Below are 21,164 nucleotides of genomic sequence, written 5' to 3' on the forward strand. Positions count from 1 at the left end.
CACGCCGGCACGGGGACGGTGCCGACAGACACGGACAACCGGGACCTGGGGTCGCGTCGCGCGTCTCGTCGCACCGGGGCCGATGCGCAGCACGGCGTGCGGACGGCCTCACCACGACCGACCCGGCCGCCGGCGCAATCCCATGGAACATCAGGCGAAGCGAGGTGTGATGTCGAACCAGCTCGACAACCCCCAGGGCAGTTTCCACGTCGTAGTGAACGGTGAGGGCCAGTACTCGATCTGGCCCGCCTTCGCGGACGTCCCGGCCGGATGGACCGTGTGCCACGGCGCTGCCGACCGGTCCTCCTGCCTCGAATACATCAACACGCACTGGACCGACATGCGTCCGCTGAGTCTGGTCGCACACATGGCGCAGGCCTCCGCCGACGGCCGGGGGGAGCGGTGATGACCCCCGGCGGCTCCGATGCCACTCCCGAGGCACTGATCTCCGTACCGCAGCGAGCCGATGCGCCGGGTGAGGGAAGAACGGCGCGGTCACGCCTGGACGCGATATCGCCGGCGAAGCGCGCACTCCTGGCGAAGCGCCTGGCCGGCGGCGGCAGGCGGCCCGGTGCTGCCTCCCCGCCCGCGGCCGGGGCGGAATCCCCTGCGCTCTCCGCCGATCAGCGGCGCGGACCGCTGAGCTTTCCCGAAGAGCGTTTCTGGATCGCGTACACCTTCGAGGACCATTCGTCCGCCTATCACGTGCCGGTCACCCTCCACCTCAGAGGGGCCCTGTCCGTGCCCGCCCTCACGGAGGCGCTGCGGACGCTGACCGCCCGGCACAGCATTCTGCGCACGCGCTATCCGATCGGGCCCGAAGGCGAACCGATCGCGGTCGTCCACGATCCCGAGCCTGTGGACCTGCCGTGCCGGGACGTGGAGGGGAACGTGGGGGAGCTGCTCGACCGTGCCGCCGCCGCGCCGTTCGACCTGGAGGCGGACGCGCCGATCCGCTCCGTGCTGCTGAAGGTCTCCGACGACGAGCACTATCTGCACGTCACGCTGCACCACATCGTCACGGACGCCTGGTCGACCAACATCCTGCTCCAGGAGCTGACGACCGCGTACACCATGCACATCCGCGGCGAGCGGCCCGGACTTCCCGAGCTCACCGTCCAGTATCGCGACCACGCTCGCTGGCAACGCGCCCAGGCCGAGCCCTTCGCCAGGCAGCTGGCCTACTGGCAGAAGACGCTCGACGGCGCTCCACGTGACCTGGGGCTGCCCACCGACCGGCCCAGGCCGGCGGAGCACCGGCCGCTGGTACCGGGGCGCTGTCTCACCACCGCGATCCCGGCGGATCCGGCCCTCCGACTGACCCAGCGCACCGGGGCGACCCTGTTCATGGTGCTGCTCGCGGCCTACTCGGCGGTCCTCGGCCGCCGCGCGGGGCGCCAGGACGTGGTGGTCGGAACGCCGGTGGCCGGCCGGCCCGACCCCGAGGTCGATCCGTTGATCGGCTGCTTCATCAACACGCTCGCGATGCGGACGGACCTGTCCGGCGACCCCACCGCCGCCGAGTTGCTCTCCCGGGTACGAGAGCGCACGCTCCACGCCTACGAGAACCAGGACGTGCCGTTCCAGCAGGTCATCGAACGCGTGGGTGAGCGGACCGACGGTCGCAAGGCGTTGTTCCAGGCCTGGCTGGCCCTGCAGAACGTTCCCGACGCACCCCTGGAGATGGCCGGCCTCGAGGTCGAGGAAGCGGCCGACACCATCGAGGCGACGAAGTTCGACCTCACCTTCCATGTCCTCCCGACGGGGGACCGGCTGGAACTTCGTGTCGAGTACGACACCTCGCTGTTCGACGAGGAGAGCGTGCGCGGCCTGATCGAGGAGTTCAGCGCCTTCCTCTCGGCCGCCGCGGCCGCCCCGGACCGACGGCTTTCCGAGATCGCAACCCATACGACCGAACTGGAGGTCTCCAGTGGCGATAACCGCCAAGCCGGGCTCCCTCTTCCGGCACCGCAGTTTCTTCCTGCTGTGGTCTAGTCAGTCCATCTCGTTCCTCGGAACGCAGGTCACCTATGTCGCGCTGCCCCTCACCGCGGTGCTGGTCCTGGACGCGACAGCCATGGAGTCCGGGCTGGTGGGGGCGCTCGAGAAGCTGCCGTTCCTGTTGTTCGGACTCTTCGTCGGCGTGTTCGTGGACCGCCGGGCCCGACGGCCGATCCTCATCTGGACCAACGCCGTCCGGTTCGCCGCGCTGGCCTGGATCCCCTTCGCCTACGCGCTGGACATGCTGACCATGGCACAGCTGTTCCTGGTCGTCTTCGTCGTCGGCACGATGACCGTCTTCTTCGAAATCGCCTATCCGTCCTACGTCCCCGGCCTGGTCGGCCGCGAACGGCTGATGGAGGCTAACGGGAAGCTCCAGGTGTCGGAGTCCGTGGCCGAGGTCGTCGGCCCCGGCGCCGCGGGTGTGCTGATCAGCGCCCTGAGCGCGCCCGTGGTGATCCTCCTGGACGCCGTGAGCTACGCCGTTTCCTCCCTGGCGCTGCTGAAGCTGCCGGCGGACGCGGCTCCGCACGCCCCGAAGGCCGACGGGAAAGCGCCCTCGGTCTGGGCGTCGGTACGCGAGGGCTTCAGCGTCATCAAGCAGCATGCCCTGCTGTGCTGGTGCACGGTGGCCGCGGTCTTCACCAGCCTCTTCTTCAGCGCCGTGATGGCCGTGTACTTCCTCTTCCTGATCAGGGAAGCCAAGGTCGGAGCAGCCGAGATCGGCGTGATCACGGCAATCGGCAGCGCCGGCGCCCTGTGCGGTGCGCTGGCCGCCGACCGGTTGACCCTCCGGCTGGGCGTCGGACCCACGCTGGTCCTTTCCCTGACTTTCCCGGCACTGGGCTACCTCGTCCTCGCGAGCGTGCACGGGAACTCCTTCGGGGCGGTCGCGACCGCGGCGGTCGCCAGCTTCGTCGCCCTCTTCGGCATCCCCGTCTTCGACGTGACCGTCATCAGCTTCCGGCAGGCGGTGACCCCGGACCACCTGCTCGGGCGGGTGAACGCCACGGTGCGCACCTTCGCCTGGGGCGCCCTCTCGGTGGGCTCGCTGCTCGGTGGCGCGCTCGGCACCGCCCTGGGCCTCAGGCAGGCCGTCCTGGTGTCGGCGATCGGCCTGTTCGTGCCGTCCGTGATCCTGCTCCTCTCCCCGGCTCGCGGTGTGCGCCGGCTGGACGAGGCGGCACAGGCGGCACAGGCCGCGGACGAGCCGCAGTCCCCCCAGCCGTCTCTCCAACTCGACCAGTGAGGACCATCATGACCACAACGTCTCCCACGAGCGTCCGGGGCATCCGTCGCCGTGTCGCCGTGTCCGGCACGCAGGAACTGGTGTCCGTCAGCCACAGCCGGCATTCCGTCATCTCCGTGGTCGAGCCCACGGCGCCCTCGGTGGACCTCGCCCACTGGGTGCGCACGAACCGCTCCCGCGTGGAGACTCTGCTGGGCGAACGCGGCGCGGTGCTGTTCCGGGGTTTCCCCATATCCGACGCCGAGGACTTCCACGCCGTCGTCAAGTCGTGGTCCCCGGAGCTGCTCAACTACACCTACGGATCGACGCCGCGCAGCCGCGCGGACGTGGCCGGGGTGTACACGTCGACCGAGTACCCCGCCGACCAGACCATCCCGCAGCACAACGAGATGGCCTATGCGCGGATCTGGCCGACGTACCTGTGGTTCTACTGCCACCAGGCGGCCGTCGCGGGCGGCGCGACACCGCTCGCGGACAGCCGCCGGGTCGCGGCACGCCTGGACCGCTCGCTGCTGGACGAGTTCGCGCGGCGCGGGGTGCGGTACGTGCGCAACTACGGGACCGGGTTCGACCTGAGCTGGCAGCAGGCGTTCGAGACCGAGGACCGCACCGAGGTCGAGGCGCTCTGCCGGGCCCAGGGCATCGAGTTCACCTGGTACGGGGATGACCAGCTGCGCACCTCGCAGATCTGCCAGGCCGTGATCGAGCACCCGGTGACCGGGGCGGAACTCTGGTTCAACCAGGCCCACCTCTTCCACACCTCCGCGCTGCCCGCCGAGGTGAGCGCCGAACTGCTGGACGGCGACCCCGCGGACATCCCGCGGCAGGTCTATTTCGGGGACGGCGAGTCCATCGAGGACGCCGTGCTCGACGAGGTGCGCGCGGCCTTCGACGCCGAGACGGTGCGCGAGCCCTGGCAGGAGGGCGATGTCCTGCTGATCGACAACATGCTCGTCTCGCACGGGCGGGACCCGTACGAGGGCCCGCGCCGGGTCCTGGTGGCGATGACCGACGAGCACGACGGATCTCAGAACGAATGTACGGGGGAATGACGATGACCGCGGTCGAGCCCGAGCAGATCGAGGGTTACCAGCTTTCGCCCCAGCAGCAGGCGGTCTACCTGCGGGAGGGCGCACAGAACAGGGCCGAGCGCAGCGTGCGCTGCCCGTCGAGGATCGGCGCCGGCCTGCTGGCCGGGCGGCTGACCGCACTGGTCGAGGAGCACGAGATCCTGCGGACCAGGTACGTGGCCCTTCCCGGGCTGCGGCTCCCCGTCCAGGTGGTGGACGCGGCCGGACCGGCCGACGTCGGGCCCGGACCGCTCGGCAGCACGCTGCTGCGGGCCGGCGAGCTCACGGTCGAGCACACCGACAGCCCGGACGGCACCCTGCTGCGCCTCGGTCTGCCGCGGCTGAGCGTGGACCGGACGACCTGGAGCCTGATCACCGGTTTCCTGCTCGGCGAGGAGCCCCGGGACGGCGACGCGCAGACCGCGCAGGAGCGGCTGCAGTACGCCGACGTCGCCGGCTGGCTCACCGACGAACTCGCCGCGGCGGACCCTGCCGAGGATACGGAGGAGACAGCCGGCACACGGACCGCGCTCCCGTTCCTCGCGCCCGACCGGGTGTGCGACCCCGACGCCGCACCCGAGACGCTCACCCTGACGGTCCAGGGCCCCGTGCTGCAGCGGCTGCGCGCCGTCGCCCGTGACCTCGACGTGGACGAGGCGGCGCTGCTGCTCGCCGCGTGGCGCTCCCTGTACGCGCGCTACACCCACAACAGTGACGACCGGGTCCTGGTGGTCACGGACGGGCGCTCCGCGGACGGACTCAGCGCAATGCCCGGTCCGTTCGACCGCCCGGTGGCCACGCGTCTGCCCCTCGACCCGGAGGACGCGTACGCGAGCGCCGCGCGTGCCGCGGCCGGTGCCCTGCGGAACGCCGCGGCCAAGGAGTGCCAGTGCGACCCGCAGACCGCCGTCAGCGGCGAATTGGGCCCCGTACTCTCCTTCCGCCACCAGCGGGACCCCTGGGCCGCGGTCATCGAACCGGGGCTCCTCGACAGGTCCGAGACGCCCGGCACGCTCCACCTGGAGTGCACCGAGGGCCCCGAGAGCCTGTTCCTGACCTTCGCGGGCACCGGCGCCCGGATCGCCCCCGACGACCTGGTGCCGCTCGCCGAAGCGTACGAGCAGCTGCTCGCCGACGCCCTCGCCGATCCCGGGCGGGCCGCGGGCACGCTGCGTCTGGTCGCGGCCGCCGTGCCCGAGCCGGCGGCCGAACTCGCCGGCGAGCACGAGACGGTGCTGCGACGCTTCCTGGAGCAGACCGGGCGAACCCCTGATCTGGCAGCCGTACGCAGCGGGGACGAGACTCTGACCTACCGCGAACTGGCCCGGCGGGCCGAGGCGGTCGGTGCCCTGCTGCGCATGCGGGGAGTACGGGCCGGCGACCGGATACCCCTGCTGGCCCCGGCATCGGCGGACACGCTGGCCGCGATGCTCGGCATCTGGCTGGCCGGGGCCGCGTTCGCGCCCGTCGACCCGGCGTGGCCCACGGAGCGCATCGAGACCGTGGTCGGCCAGCTCGGTTCCGCACCCGTGCTGGTGCCCCGGGCCGCAGCGCAGGTGGCGCTCTCCGTCCCGTCGCTGCCCGTGCCGGACCTCGACGGGCCGGCCGCCGACCGCACGCCGGACTCGGTCACCGCCGAGGGCCCCGCGTACGTGATCTTCACCTCGGGTACCTCGGGGCTGCCGAAGGGCGTCGTGGTGGGCCACCGACAGCTGGCCCACTACGCCGACGCGGCGCTGGACCGGTTCGGGCTGCCGGACGGCGCCGGGTTCGCGGCCGTGTCCACGCTGGCCGCTGACCTCTCCTACACGGCCGTGTTCCCCACGCTCGCGAGCGGCGGCTGCGTCCATCTCTTCGACACGGACGTCGCCGCCAGCCCGCGGGCGCTCGCCGAGCGGCTGCGCGCCCACCCCGTGGCCGCGATGAAGCTCGTGCCCTCGCACCTCTCCGCGCTGCTGGCCGAGGCCGACGACCCGCGGGAGCTGCTCCCGCGCGAGGTGCTGGTGCTCGGCGGCGAGCCGCTGCCGCGCGCGCTGCACGACCGGCTGCGCGAACTCGCCCCCGCGCTGAGGGTCTTCAACCACTACGGGCCCACGGAGACCACCATCGGAGCCTCGTGCCTGCCGCTGGAGGCGGCGGTCGACGCGCGGTGCTCCTCGGTACCGGTGGGCACCGGCCTCGGGCGGAACACGCTGACCGTCATCGACGGCGAGGGCCGGCCGTTGCCGCCGTGGTGCCCCGGCGAGGTGCTGATCAGCGGCCCCGGCGTCGCCCTCGGCTACCTGTCCGAACTCGACAAGGGCCGCACCGGCTTCGGCCGCCCCGGAGACGAGGGAGGCTACCGGTCCGGCGATGTCGGCCGAGTGGTGCCCGGTGTCGGCGTCGAGATCATCGGCCGCCTCGACGACCAGGTCAAACTGCGCGGCTACCGGCTCCAACTCGGTGAGGTCGAGGCGTTGCTGCACCGCCGGCCCGGCGTGCGCGCCGCGGCCGTGGTCGCGCGCACCGACGAGAACGGCCTGGTGTCCCACCTCGACGCCTACGTCGTGGGAGCCACCGAGGAGAGCGCCCCGTCGGTCGCGGACCTGCGGAAGGCTCTCGGTGACGAGCTGCCCGCGGCCCTGGTCCCGACCGGATGGCAGGTCCTGCCACGGCTTCCGCTGACCCGCAACGGCAAACTCGACCGGAAGGCACTGACGCCGGTGGAGGCGCAGCGCACCCGGGCCGGCCGCCCGCGCGACGCCGTCGAACAGCGGCTGCTCGTGCTGTGGGCCGAGGTCCTGGGCGTGGACGGCATCTCACCCGAGGACGACTTCTTCGAGCTCGGCGGACACTCGCTGCGCGCCATCAAGCTGATCTCCCGCACCAACGCCGCCTTCGGCTGCCGGCTCCCGATGTCCGCGATCTTCAAGGCGCGGACCGTCGCCGCGATGGCCGAACTGGTGCGCGGCAGCGATGCCCAGGACTCCAACCTGGTGCCGCTGCGGCACGCCAAGGGCGCCGCCCCGGTGTTCTGCATCCACCCCGGCGGCGGCAGCACGCTCAGCTACTGGGAACTCGCCCGGCTGCTCCCGGCCGACCGGCCCGTGCTCGGCGTCGAGTCCTGGGGGCTGCACGGAAGGCCGCCGCACCGGGACTTCCGCGAGATGGCCGAGAGCTACGCGGAGACGATCGCCGCGGCTTGCGACGAGCCGCCGGTGCTCATCGGCTGGTGCTACGGCGGACTGATGGCCCTGGAGACGGCCCGGGCCCTGCGCCGCAAGGGCGTGGAGGTGGCCAGGCTGGTGATCGTCGACTGCCCGGCCCCCGGGTACGACGAGGAGGACGAGGCCGGTGACGCGCCGCAGCCGCTGACCGAGTCGGTCCTCGTCGGCCGCTTCGCCTGGCACTACGAGCTTCAGCTGCCCGACGAACTGCCCTCCGGACCCGCGGCGTACGACCTCCTCCTCGAGGCCATGCAGAGCAACGGGCACCTGCCGCCGACCGCCGGCGAGGCGGAACTGCGCACGCTGTTCGACGTCTACGCGTCGAACATGACCGCGCTGGAGGGGCTCTGTGAGGACACGGACGACAGCACCCGGACCCCCGACTACCCCGTCCTGCTGGTCCGCGCCGAGCCCACGGGCGAGCCGCAGGACGAGGACCGGAGCTGGGGCTGGCGCGCGCTGGTCGGGCCGGGCCTCTCATTCGCCTCCGTCGACGCGGACCACCACGGCATCATGCGCGCGCCCGAGGTCGGCGAGCTCGCCGGCCTGGTGACGCGGGCGATCGAGGAGCCCACGCAGGGTCGGGGGAACCGTGACTGAACGCCAGCAGCCGGGCTCCGAGCCGCCCGCGCTCCGTCTGTCCGCGGACCGGGTGCCCTCCGCCGAGCGCCGCCGCGGCACGCGGTCCCTCACGTTCACCCTGAATCCGGCCACGGCCTGCCGACTCGACGAGGTGAGCGGGGCGCACGGAGTCACCCGCGCCACGACGCTCCTCGCCGTGTTCCAGCTCGTCATGGGCCGGTACGCGGGGGTGCGGGACGTCGGCATCGACGTGCACCTGCCGTCGGACGGTTCCTCGGGCCCGCGCACCCGGCCCGTCACGGCGCGCTGGGAGGACGGGCAGAGCTTCGCGGAGTTCCTGCGCCAGGTGGACGAATGCCCGCCAGCGGCCCCCGGGTCGTCCGGCGGGCCGGGCACCGTGCCGCCGTTCCGGACCGAGGACCTGTACGTCGCGTGGGAGGCGGAGCCGGCCGGCGGCTCGGGGCCGGGCGTGCTGCGCGGTACGGCGGAGTACGACGGCGACGTGCTCGACCGCGCGACCGTCGAACGGCTCGCCACGCACTACCTGACCCTGCTCGAATCGGCGCTGGCCACGCCCGGGGCACACCTCGCGGACCTGGCGCACACCACGCCCGCGGAACGTGCGTTGCTGGCCGCATGGGGCACCGAAGGAGGCGCGGCCCACGCCGAGAACGTCGTGGCCGCCTTCCAGGCCCGGGCCGAGGCCACCCCGGACGCCGTCGCACTGATCTACGGCGACGAGACCCTCAGCTACGCCCGGCTCCGGGAACGCGCCGCGCACACGGCGCACCTACTCACCGAGCGCGGCGTCGGGCCGGAGAGCGTGGTCGGCCTCGCCATGGAGCGGTCGGCGTCGCTCGTCGTCGCCATGCTCGGCGTCCTCACCGCGGGTGCGGCGTACCTGCCGCTGGACCCGGGACACCCGGAAGCGCGGCTGGCGTTCATGGTGGAAGACAGCGGCGCGCGCCTCGTGCTCGCCGACCGGGACGTCGACTTCGCCGAGGTGCCCGTCCTGCGGGTGGACGCACTGCCCGCGCCGCGTGCCGGCCTCCCCGTGACCAGGGCGCAGGCGCCCGCGGTGCATCCGGAGCAGCAGGCATGTGTGCTCTACACCTCCGGGTCCACCGGCCGTCCCAAGGGCGTCGCGATCACCCACCGCGGGATCGTGCGCCTCGTGTGCGACGCGGACTACCTCGGCTTCGGACCCTCCGACGTCGTCGCGCAGGTGGCCAACACCTCCTTCGACGCGGCCACCTGGGAGGTCTGGGGCGCGCTGCTGAACGGCGCCCGGCTGGTCGGCATCAGCAAGGACGAGGTGCTCACGCCCGCCCTGCTCCGGGGCCGCGTCGAGGAGCACGGCGTCACCGCGATGCTGCTCACCACCGCCCTCTTCCACCGGTGCGTGGACACCGAGCCGGCCATGTTCGCCTCCCTTCGCACCCTCTTCTTCGGCGGCGAGGCGGCGGACGCGCGACGGGTGGCTGCCCTGCGCTCGGCCGCGCCCCGGCTGCGGCTGGTGAACGCCTACGGCCCCACCGAGGGCACCACCATCGCCAGCACGTACGACGTCGTGGACCCGGCGCCGGACGCGGCGCGTACGCCCATCGGCAGGCCCGTCGCCGACACCCGCCTGCACGTGCTGGACCCGTACGGCCGGGAGTCCGGCATCGGGGTGCCCGGCGAGCTGCACATCGGCGGTGCGGGCCTCGCGCGCGGCTACGCCGGACGGCCCGACCTGACCGCGGAGCGGTTCGTGCCGAGCCCGTTCGGCGTGGGCGAGCGCCTGTACCGCACCGGCGACGTGGTCCGCTGGCGCGAGGACGGTGCGCTCGAGTACCTGGGCCGCGCCGACACACAGGTGAAGATCCGGGGCGTGCGCATCGAGCCCGACGAGATCGCCGGAGTGCTCTCCACGCACCGGGACGTGCAGGCGGCCTTCGTCGACGTCCAGGGCACGGACGGCTCCGTGCGCCTCGTCGCGTACGTCGTCCCGCGGGGCGCGCGGCGGGCCACGCCTCGCGAGCTGCGCGCGTACGTCGCGTCCCGGCTGCCCCAGGCGATGGTGCCGGCCCGGTACGTCACGCTGCCCGAACTGCCGGTCACCCCCAACGGCAAGCTGGACCGCCGCGCCCTGCCCGCCCCCTCGGACGAGGACGGGGTCCAGGCCGAGACGTACGTCGCGCCGCGCGGTGCGACCGAAGAACTCGTCGCGCAGGTCTGGGGCGACCTCCTGGGCGTCCCGAGGATCTCCGCCCACGACGACTTCTTCGCGCTCGGCGGTCACTCCCTCCTCGCGACGCAGGCCGTGACACGCGTCGCGGCACGGCTCGGCGTGGAACTCGGCGTCCGCGCGGTCTTCGAGGCGCCGACGGTCGAGGGGTTCGCCGCGCGTGCCGCGGCGGCCCGCCGCGGGGACACCCACCTGCCCGTCGCCGCCACCGGCGACGGCCCGCACGCGCTGTCCTTCGCCCAGCGGCGCCTGTGGTTCCTGGACCGGCTGGCCCCGGGCAGCCCCCTGTACAACGTGCCGCTGGTACTCGCCGTCGACGGTCCGCTCGACGTGGCCGCGCTCGGCGAGGGAGTCCGGGCGCTGGTGCGGCGGCACGCCTCGCTGCGCACCCGGCTCGTGGCGGACGGCGACGAGCCGCTCCAGGTGGTCGACGCGGACGCGGAACTCCCCGTCCAGATCGAGGACCTGCGGCAGCTGCCGGAGACGGTCCGCGAGCGTGAGGCCGACGAGCGCGCGCGGCGCGAGGCCGAAGAACCCTTCGATCTGGCCCGGGGGCCGCTGGCCCGGGTCCGCCTGCTGCGCCTCGCCGAGGAGCGGCACCTGCTGCTGCTCACGATGCACCACGCCGTCTCCGACGGCTGGTCGGTGGGCGTCCTGATCCGCGACCTGGGTGCGCTGTACGCGGCGGCCCTGGACGGCGCGGCGGCGTCCCTGCCGCCCCTCCCGGTCCAGTACGCGGACTACGCCGAGTGGCAGCGGCGCTTCCTCGACGCCGGTGCGCGCGAGGAGCAACTCGCCTACTGGAAGGACCGCCTCGCGGGGGCGCCGGCGAGTCTCGACCTGCCGACCGACCGCCCGCGTCCCCCCGTCCCCCGGAACTCCGGGGAGGTGTTCCCGCTCCGGCTGACCCCCGAGCTCACCGAGCGCCTCGGCGAGGTGAGCCGGGCGCACGGCGTGACCCGCTTCATGACGCTCCTGGCCGTGTTCCAGCTCGTCCTGGGACGGTACGCGCAGACGCGGGACGTCAGCGTCGGCACGCCGGTGTCCGGGCGCACCCGGCCGGAGTTCGAGGAACTCGTCGGCTTCTTCGTGAACACGCTGGTGCTGCGCACCTGCTGGGAGGACCGGCTCACCTTCGCGGACTTCCTCGCCCGGGTGCGGGAGACCACGCTGGGCGCCTACGAGCACCAGGACGTGCCGTTCGAGCAGATCGTGGAGGCGGTACGGCCGCCGCGTGACCCGAGCCGGACGCCGCTGTTCCAGGTGATGCTGGCGATGCAGAACGCGCCGGCGGGCACCACCGCGCTGCCCGGCCTGACGGTGTCACTGCGCGAAGGCACGGTCAGGGCCGCCAAGTTCGACCTGACCGTGGCGTGGGAGGAGGCGTCGCTGGACGCCGGCGAACTGTGCGGCTCGGTGGAGTACGACGTCGACCTCTTCGACCGCGCAACGGTCGAGCGGATGATGCGGCACTACGTCACGCTCCTCGACTCCGCGCTCGCCACACCGGACGCCCGCCTGACCGAACTGGAGATGATCGGCGCCGAGGAACTCACCGCCCTGGTCGGGCCGGTGGCCGGGGCGCCCGAGCGGCCGTCCGCCACACTGCACGGGCTCGTCGACGCCGCGGCCGCCCGCACGCCGGAGCGCACGGCACTGGTGCAGGGCGACCGGTCGATCGGCTACGCGGAGCTGCGCGAGCGCTCGGACGCCGTGTGCGCGTACCTCCGCGCTCACGGGGTGGGCGCCGGCGACACCGTCGTCGTACGGATGAACCGCTGCCTGGCGTGGCCCGCCGCGCTGCTCGGCGTGCTCAAGGCGGGCGCCGCTTACGTCCCCGTCGACCTGGGCACCCCGCCGGAACGTCTCGGTCATGTGCTGCGCGACGCGGCGGCCGCCCTCGTCCTCGGGTCGCGCGCGGACGGCGCGCCGCCGGACGTGACGGTGCCCTTCGCCGCCGTGGAGGACACCTTCGCGGCCGGGGCCGACCTGCCCGCCGGGGAGCCGGCCGTGCACCCCGCGGCGACCGCGTACGTCCTGTACACCTCCGGCACGACGGGCCGCCCGAAGGGGGTGTGCGTCAGCCACGCGAACCTCGTGCACACGCTGGAGGCGGTCGCGGAGCGGTACGGACTCGGCGCCGAGGACCGGGTCCTGCAGTTCGCGTCGCTCACCTTCGACGTGGCGGCGGAGGAGCTCTTCGCGAGCCTCGTCCGCGGCGCGACCGTCGTCCTGCTGCCGACCGGGCCCGTGCCCGGCATCGCCGAGCTGACGTCCCTCGCCCGGCGCGAACGCCTGTCGGTGCTCAACCTGCCCGGATCGTACTGGCACGAGTGGGTGTCCGCCCTGGACCGGCACCCGCCGGCGGCGTGCCACCAGCTGCGCCTCGTGATCGTCGGCAGCGAGCGCGTCGACGGCGGCAAGCTCGCCGAGTGGCAGGCCACCGCGCCCGCACACATCCGCCTGCTCAATGCCTACGGCCCGACCGAGACGACCATCACGGCAACCGTCCACGAGCCGTCCGCCACCGCGGTGTCCGGGCGGGCGCCGGGCGGCACCGTACCGATTGGCAGAGCGCTGCCCGGGGTGCGCGCCTATGTGCTGGACGCCGCGCTGCGGCCGGTTCCGCAGGGCGTCCCCGGCGACCTGTACCTCGCGGGCCCCGGCGTCTCGCACGGCTACCTCGGCGATCCCGGGCGCACCGCCGGATCCTTCCTGCCCGACCCCTGGGGGCGGCCCGGTGAGCGCATGTACGCCACCCGGGACCGCGCCCGCCGCGGCGCCGACGGCGAACTGGAGTTCCTCGGGCGCACCGACGACCAGATCAAGCTGCGCGGCTTCCGCATCGAACTCGGCGAGATCGAGGCCGCTCTCGCCGCGCACCCGGGGGTGCGGGATGCGGCGGCGGTGCTGCGCGAGGACATCCCCGGCCGGCCTGAGCTCGTGGGATACGTGGCGCTCGCCGGCGCCACGCCGGAGGCGGAGCTGCGCGCGCACCTGGAGCAGCGGCTGCCGGGCTACATGGTGCCCACCGCGATCGTCACGCTGGACCGGCTGCCCCGCAACGAGCGCGGCAAGACCGACCGGCGCGCCCTGCCGGCCCCCGTCCGCCCGGAGTCGACGGCCACGGTGCCGGACGCGCCCATGGGCGACGTGGAGCGCGTGGTCGCCTCGATCTGGCGCGAGGTCCTCGCCGCCGAGCACGTCGGCGTGGACGACAACTTCTTCGAACTGGGCGGCCACTCGCTCCTCGTCGTGCGCGTGCAGTCCCGGCTGTCCGAGACGCTCGGCACGGCGGTGCCGGTGGTCGACCTGTTCCGGTACCCGACGGTACGCACCCTCGCCCGGCACCTCGCCGCCGGCGACGGGCCCACAGCGGCCGCCGGAGGGGAGGGGCGCCGCCGCGGCGCCGCCCGCCGGCAGCGGCAGGGCGCTCGGGCGGCGAGGACCAGGAGGCAGACGACATGAGACCGCAGACGCCGCGGACGCAGGTGAAGCCACCGATGACGGACCACTTGGAGAGAGAAGCGATGAGCGACGAAAACCACCTGCCCGCCGGCGCCGTTGCCGTCGTGGGCATGGCCCTCAGGGTTCCCGGCGCCCGCACGCCGGACGCCTTCTGGCGCAACCTGCGCGACGGCGTGGACAGCGTCACGACCCTGACGGACGAGGAACTCCTCGCCGACGGCGCGGCCCCCGAGGACATCGCGCACCCGGACCACCGTCCGGCGCTCGGCGTCCTCGACGGCATGGAGCGGTTCGACGCGCGGTTCTTCGGGTTCTCCCCGCGCGAGGCCCAGATGCTCGACCCGCAGGCCCGGATCTTCCTGGAGTGTGCCTGGGAGGCCCTGGAGCACGCGGGCCGGCCCTCGGACGCGACCGACGCCGTCACCGGTGTCTACGCCGGAGTGGGGGAGAGCGCGTACCTGCGCCACAACCTGCTGGCCCACGACGGCCTGGTCGAGCGCATCGGCGCCTTCCAGACCTCCATCGGCAACGACAAGGACTTCGTGCCGACCCGGGTCTCGTACAAGCTGAACCTGCGCGGCCCGAGCGTCAGCGTGCAGACCGGCTGCTCCACCTCGCTGGTGGCCGTGCACACCGCGTGTCAGGCCCTGATAGGCGGCGAGTGCGATGTCGCGCTCGCCGGCGGGGCGACCGTCGTCCCGCACCGGCGCGGCTACCGCTACGAGAAGGGCGGCGTCCTGTCCGCCGACGGCCGCTGCCGGGCCTTCGACTCCGGTGCGTCCGGCACCGTGCCGGGCAGCGGCGCCGGTGTCGTGGTCCTCAAGCGCCTCGCCGATGCCCTCGTGGACGGCGATGTGATCCACGCGGTGATCCGTGGTTCCGCCATCAACAACGACGGCGCCCGCAAGGTCGGCTTCACCGCCCCGAGCGTCGAGGGACAGGCCGACGTGATCGCGGAGGCCCTCGACGTCGCCGAGGTCGACCCGGCCACCGTGTCGTACGTGGAGGCCCACGGCACCGGCACCCAGCTCGGCGACCCAATCGAGGTGGCCGCCCTGAAGAACGCCTTCGCCGACGCGGGCGCCGCGCACCGCTGCGCCCTCGGCTCGGTGAAGACCAACATCGGCCACCTCGACACCGCCGCGGGCGTGGTCGGCCTGATCAAGACGGTGCTGGCGCTCAAGGCCCGGGAACTCCCGCCGTCCCTCCACTACACCGCGCCGAACCCGCAACTCGGCTTGGACGAGGGGCCGTTCTACGTCAACGCCACCCTCACCCCGTGGCAGGGCGACCTGCTGCGCGCGGGCGTCAGCTCCTTCGGCATCGGCGGTACCAACGCCCACGTGATCCTGGAGGAGGCGCCCGAGCGCGCCGCCGCCGGCCCGGGGCGCGCCCGGCACGTGCTGCCCCTCTCGGCCGCCACGCCCACCGCGCTCGACACCGCGGCCGCGGAACTCGCCGCCCATCTGCGCGCGCACCCGCAGGAGCGCCTCGACGACGTGGCGTACACCTTGCAGCGCGGCCGCTGGACCCTGCCGTACCGGCGCTTCGTCGTGGCCGGGGGCACCGAGGAGGCGGCCGAGGCGCTGAGCGGGCCCGCCCCGGCGCGCCCCGCCGAGCCCGAGACGGAACGGGACCGCGAGGTCGTCTTCGCCTTCCCGGGGCAGGGCGCACAGCGAGTCGGCATGGGACTCGCCCTGTACGAGCGCGAGCCGGTCTTCCGCGCGGAGGTCGATCGCGCCGCCGGGATCCTCCTGCCGGTCCTCGGCGAGGACATCCGCCGTCTGCTGTACCCCGCCGAGGCGGAGCGGGAGACCGCTCAGGAGAAGATCCGGCGGACCGAGTACGCGCAGCCCGCCCTCTTCGCCGTGGAGTACGCCCTCGCCCAGCTGTGGATCTCCTGGGGCATTCGCCCGGCGGCCATGCTGGGACACAGCCTCGGCGAGTTCGTGGCCGCGTGCCTGGCCGGGGTCATGTCGTACGAGGACGCGCTGCGCCTGGTCGCCGTGCGCGGTCGGCTGATGCAGGGCGCGCCCGCCGGTGCGATGGCGGCCGTTCCGCTGGCGGAGGGCGACGTCACGCCGCTCCTCGGCGCGGAGGTGGCCCTGGCCGCGGTGAACGGGCCGCGCGAGTGCGTGGTGTCCGGTCCCTTCGAGGCGGTCGCCGCCGTCGAGGAGCGCCTCGCCGAACGCGGGGTCACCACGAAGCGGCTGCGCACCTCGCACGCCTTCCACTCGCGAATGATGGACGACGCCGCCGACGCGTTCGAGGCGGAGGTCGCCCGCGTCGCGCTGGCGGCCCCCCGGATCCCCTTCGTATCGGACGTGACCGGCACGTGGATCACCGAGGAAGAGGCCACCAGCCCGGCGTACTGGGCCCGTCACCTGCGCTCCACGGTGCGGTTCGGGGACGGCCTGCGCACGGTGTGCCGCCCCGACGCGACGCTGCTCGAGGTCGGTCCGGGCCGGGTCCTGACGGGCCTGGTCCGCGGCGGGAACGACCTGCACGGGGCGGTCGCCTCACTGCCGTCGGCCGGTCCCGACGCCGAGACGGAGGTGCTGACCGCCGCCGGCGAACTGTGGCGCCTGGGAGCGCCCTTGGCGTGGGAGGCGCTGCACGGCGAGGAGACGCCGCTGCGGACCGTGCTTCCGACGTACCCCTTCGAACGCGAGCGGTACTGGGTCGACCCGCCGCGCGGCACCCGCACGGTGCGTGCGAACCCGGACGGCTTGGCGGTGCGCGGCTTCCGCCGGGTAGGCCCGGCGACCCCCGCGGGCGCACACGACGGTGCGGCACCGGCCTCCTGGTTGCTGGTCACGAACCCGGTGGGGGCCCCCGACGGCCTCACCGAGCGCCTGCGCGGCGCACACCGCCGGGTGATCGAGATCCCGGCCGACGCCGTCGGCACCCGGGACGACTGCGACCGCATCCTGGCCTCGTCGCTCCCCGCGGACGAGCGGATCGAGGGCGTGCTCCACACGGCGCTGCTCGGCACCGGCGCCGAGGAGGCCCGCGCCGACGGTGCACCGGAGGAACTGGAGACACTCGAACGGGCTCTCGCGGCCCGCGGGGACGACGGCGCGCGGCTCGTCGCCGTGGTGTCCGGCGCGCTCGACGTCACCGGTGAGGAACCGCTCGTGCCCGAGCGGGGCGCGCTGACCGCCTGGGCCCGCGCCGGACGGCCGGGCTCCCGGACGCTTCTCGACCTGCCCGTACCCGGGACCGCCGCGGCCGCCCGCAGGCTGGCCGCCGCGCTGCTCACGGAGATCGACGCCAAGCCCGAGGAGCCCGTGGTCGCCTTCCGCGGCGGGCACCGCTTCGTACCGGAGCTGGAGCCCCTGAACACCCCGGCGGGCGCCGACGCCCGCCGGCACACGGGTGCGCACTACGCGTCGACGGGTGACGAGCGGGTCGCGGCCGTGTTCGGCCGGGCCCTGTCACCCGCGGGTGCCACGGTCACCCCGCTGTCCGCGGCGGCGGCCGTACCGTCCACCGTCCTGGTCCTGCTCGACGCGACGGCCCCGCAGCAACGTGTGCGGGACGCACTGGAGCGCGCCATCGCGGCGGTCGCCCAGGCGCCCGCGGGCACCGTGCTCGCCTGCGAGGTCCATCTCGTGGGCGGTGACGACTTCGACCCGTCCCGCTCGGCCGTCGCCGCCGTCGTGGAAACGCAGGTCGCGCTGGTGCGTCGCGAGTCCGAGATCCCGTGGACCGGCTTCGTGTGGTCCCGGGCGGACCACGCCACAGTCGAGCGGTGGGCGGCGCGCGTGGTGGGCTCGGTCGCCGGCAGCTGCCAGACGGTCGTGGAGCCGAGCGCCGACCTCGCGCCGGACTCGGAGCCTGCCGCGCAGGCCGCGACCCCCGAGGGCCGCGCGGACTACGCCGACGACACCGAACGCCAGGTCGCCGCGATCTTCTCGGACCTCCTCGGCATGGCGGACATCGCACCGGACACCAACTTCTTCGAACTCGGCGGCCACTCCCTGCTCGCGGCGCAGTTCGTCGCGCAGGTCCGCACGGTGTGCGGCGTCGAGGTCCCGCTGCGCACGTTCGTCGGCGAGCCGACGATCCGAGGCCTGGCCGCCGCCGTGCGCGCCGCCCGCGCCGAGGCCGGCGACACCCTGCTGGAGGCGCTGCCGGCCGTCGTGCCCGACCCCGCGAACGAGGGTGTGCCCTTCCCGCTGACGGACGTGCAGCAGGCGTACTGGATCGGCCGTACCGGCGTCTTCGAGATCGGTAACGTCGGCATGCACGGCTATGAGGAGTTCGACGTCCAGGACCTGGACCTGCCTCGTATGCAGCAGGCGTTCCGCCGGCTCATCCAGCGGCACGGCATGCTCCGCGCCATCGTGCTCCCGCACGGCGAGCAGCAGATCCTGACCGACGTCCCCGACTACGTCATCGAGACGGAGGACCTGCGCGGGCTGCCCGGGAACGAGGTGAGCGCGGCGCTCGACAGCACCCGCGCGGCCATGTCCCACCAGAACTTCCAGGCAGACCGCTGGCCGCTGTTCGAACTGCGCGCCTCGGTCCTCGACGGCGACCGCACCCGACTGCACTACAGCATCGACGGCCTGGTCACCGATGCCCGGGCCTCCAACGTCCTGCTGCGTGAACTCGCCCACCTCTACGAGCACCCGGACGTCGAACTGCCCGCGCTGCAGCTGTCCTTCCGTGACTACGTGCTGGCGGAGAAGGACCTGGAGTCGTCCGAGCTGTACCGCCGCGCGGAGACCTACTGGAGGGAGCGGATCCCCGGCCTGGCGACGGCCCCGGAGCTGCCGCTGGCCTGCGACCCACGCACCGTCGAGTCCCCGCGCTTCAAGCGGGTGGAGGGCAAGATGCCCCGGGAGACCTGGGAGCGCGTGAAGGGATGGGCGTCGCAGCGTGGCATCACCCCCACCGCACTGCTCCTGGCGGCCTACAGCGAGGCGCTGGCCACATGGTCGAAGAACCGCCGCTTCACGCTCAACCTCCCCATGGCGAACCGGCTTCCGCTCCACCCGGAGGTGGACGCCATCGTCGGTGACTTCACCTCGGTGACGCTGCTGGAGGTCGACGCGGCGAGCGAGGCCTCGTTCGAGGCGCGTGCCTGCGCCGTGCGGGACCGGCTCATCACCGACATCGACCACCGCGTGTTCAGCGGTGTCCGCGTCATCCGTGAGATGAAGAAGGTGCGCGGTGACGCTGCCGCGGCCATGCCGGTCGTGTTCACCAGCCTCTTCCTCGACCACGGCCAGGACACACCCATCGGTGAAGTGGCGTACAGCATCTCGCAGACCCCGCAGGTCTGGATCGACGCGCAGGTCTACGAGGTGGACGGCGCGCTCGCGTTCGACATCGACGCGGTCGAACAGCTCTTCCCCGAGGGCCTGGTCGGCTCGATCCACGCGGCCACCCTGGAACTGCTGCGGTGGCTCGCGGAGGACGAGGAGAACTGGAGCCGGCCCGCGCCCCTGCTCGTCCCGCGCGCCGAACTGGCCGAGCGGGAGGCGTACAACCGGACCGAGGGCCCGCTGCCGGCGGGGCTGCTGCACGCGCCGTTCTTCGCCACGGCGGCCCGGACGCCCGAGCGCACCGCCGTCGTCACCCCCGGCCGCACGCTCAGCTACGGCGAACTCGCCGCGCGGGCCGGTGGCATCGCCCGGCGTCTGACCGGCCTCGATGTGCGCCCGGGCGACCTGGTCGCCGTCGTGATGGAGAAGGGCTGGGAACAGTGCGCCGCCGTCCTCGGCATCCTCGCCGCGGGCGCTGCGTACCTGCCCATCGACCCCGAACTGCCCGACGAGCGCGTCCAGCTCCTGCTCGAACACGGACAGGCCCGCGCGGTCCTCACCCAGGGCCGGGTCGCACAGGGCAGGGAGGACCGCTTCGACGGCGTACAGGCCGTGTTCCGGGTCGATGAACTCCCTCTGGAGGAAGACGCGGCCGACGGTCTGCGGCTGGACGGTCCCGCCACGCCGGGTGATCTCGCGTACGTGATCTTCACCTCGGGTTCGACCGGTCTGCCGAAGGGCGTGATGATCGACCACCGCGGCGCCCTCAACACGGTCGTCGACATCAACGACCGCTTCGGTGTCGGGGCGGACGACCGGGTCCTGGCCCTGTCTTCGCTGAGCTTCGACCTGTCGGTGTACGACGTCTTCGGCCCGTTGGCGGTCGGCGGTTCCGTCGTCATGCCGGACGCGAGCGCGCACCGCGACCCGGCGGCCTGGCTCGATCTGCTGGAAACGGCCCGGGTCACCCTCTGGAACTCCGTGCCGGCGCTGATGGAGCTGCTCGTCGAGCACATGAGTATGAAGGAGGCGACCAGCACCGCGCTGCGGCTCGTGATGCTCAGCGGCGACTGGCTGCCGGTCACTCTGCCGGACCGCATCCGGCGGGCACTCGGCGCCCCCGAGGTCGTCAGCCTCGGCGGCGCGACGGAGGCGTCGATCTGGTCCATCCTCTACCCGATCGGGGACGTGCCCGCCGACTGGCCGAGCATCCCGTACGGCAGGCCGATGCGGAACCAGACGTTCCATGTCCTTGACGACGCCCTCCGGCCGCGGCCGATCGGGGTGCCGGGCCAGCTCTACATCGGCGGCGTGGGTCTGGCGCAGGGCTATCTGCGCGACGAGGCCAAGACGAAGGCCAGCTTTGTCGTCCACCCGGAGACCGGCCAGCGCCTCTACCGCACCGGAGACCTCGGACGCTTCCTGCCGAGCGGCGACATCGAGTTCCTCGGCCGCGAGGACTTCCAGGTCAAGGTGCAGGGCTACCGCATCGAACTCGGCGAGATCGAGACCGCGATCATGCAGCACCCGGACATCCGGGCAGCGGTGACCGTGGTCCAGGGGGAGCCGCGCGGCGCGAAGCGGCTGGTCGCCTTCGTCGTCCCGCAGACCATGCACGATGTTCCGCAGGATCTCCGCGACTTCCTCGGTAACAAGCTGCCCCGCTACATGGTGCCGGACGTCTACGTGGAGATCGACGCACTGCCGCTCACCGCGAACGGCAAGGTGGACCGGCGGGCCCTGGTGGTTCCCGAGCAGGCGGTCGAGGAAGCCGCGCCGCCCTACGAGGCCCCGCGGACGCCGATCGAGGAGGCCATCGCCGAGGTCTGGGCAGGCATGCTCCAGGTCGAGCGCGTCGGCATCCACGACAACTTCTTCGCCCTCGGCGGAGATTCGCTCATGGCCATGCGCGCGGTGGTCCGCCTGCGCAAGGCGCTCGGCACCGAACTGCCCATCCGCGTCCTGTTCGACAGCCAGACGCTGGAGGACACCGCGCTCGTAGTCGAGGACCACATCCTCGCCGAAATCGAGGAACTGACCGAGGAAGAAGCTCAGGCGCTGCTCGCCGACTGAGCCGATCTG

The 21,164-nt window shown here is 73.2% G+C and carries 7 protein-coding genes; all 7 read left to right on the top strand.

Going from position 1 to position 21,164, the window contains the following annotated elements; genetic code table 11:
* Positions 1–169 precede the first annotated feature (169 nt).
* The 7 genes from ACH4UM_RS15310 (at position 170) to ACH4UM_RS15340 (ending at position 21,155) form a co-directional block, all read left to right on the top strand.
* Complete coding sequence (locus tag ACH4UM_RS15310; protein WP_398178262.1) at positions 170–406, top strand: MbtH family protein; 237 nt, start codon at positions 170–172, stop codon at positions 404–406.
* The gene (locus ACH4UM_RS15315; protein WP_398178265.1) at positions 406–1,995 is read left to right on the top strand and encodes a condensation domain-containing protein; all 1,590 of its coding nucleotides are present in this window, start codon (positions 406–408) and stop codon (positions 1,993–1,995) included. The genes ACH4UM_RS15310 and ACH4UM_RS15315 overlap by 1 nt, the downstream gene beginning before the upstream one ends.
* Positions 1,931–3,250: an MFS transporter gene (locus ACH4UM_RS15320; protein ID WP_398178268.1), complete on the top strand. Its 1,320-nt coding sequence runs from the start codon at positions 1,931–1,933 to the stop codon at positions 3,248–3,250. The genes ACH4UM_RS15315 and ACH4UM_RS15320 overlap by 65 nt, the downstream gene beginning before the upstream one ends.
* Positions 3,251–3,258: 8 nt before the next feature.
* Entirely contained in the window at positions 3,259–4,302 is a 1,044-nt protein-coding gene (locus ACH4UM_RS15325; RefSeq protein ID WP_398178271.1) for a TauD/TfdA family dioxygenase, read from the top strand.
* Positions 4,303–4,304: 2 nt separating this feature from the next.
* Positions 4,305–8,126, top strand: a complete 3,822-nt coding sequence (locus ACH4UM_RS15330) for an amino acid adenylation domain-containing protein (protein ID WP_398178274.1) — start codon at positions 4,305–4,307, stop codon at positions 8,124–8,126.
* Positions 8,119–13,806: an amino acid adenylation domain-containing protein gene (locus ACH4UM_RS15335; protein ID WP_398178277.1), complete on the top strand. Its 5,688-nt coding sequence runs from the start codon at positions 8,119–8,121 to the stop codon at positions 13,804–13,806. Before ACH4UM_RS15330 ends, ACH4UM_RS15335 begins: the two co-directional genes overlap by 8 nt.
* A 62-nt stretch (positions 13,807–13,868) precedes the next feature.
* On the top strand, positions 13,869–21,155 hold the full coding sequence (locus tag ACH4UM_RS15340; RefSeq protein ID WP_398178280.1) for an amino acid adenylation domain-containing protein: 7,287 nt from the start codon (positions 13,869–13,871) through the stop codon (positions 21,153–21,155).
* The last annotated feature ends 9 nt before the right edge of the window (positions 21,156–21,164 follow it).

Origin of the sequence: Streptomyces sp. NPDC020801, assembly GCF_044334385.1 — a bacterium.
In the GTDB taxonomy this organism is placed as follows: domain Bacteria; phylum Actinomycetota; class Actinomycetes; order Streptomycetales; family Streptomycetaceae; genus Streptomyces.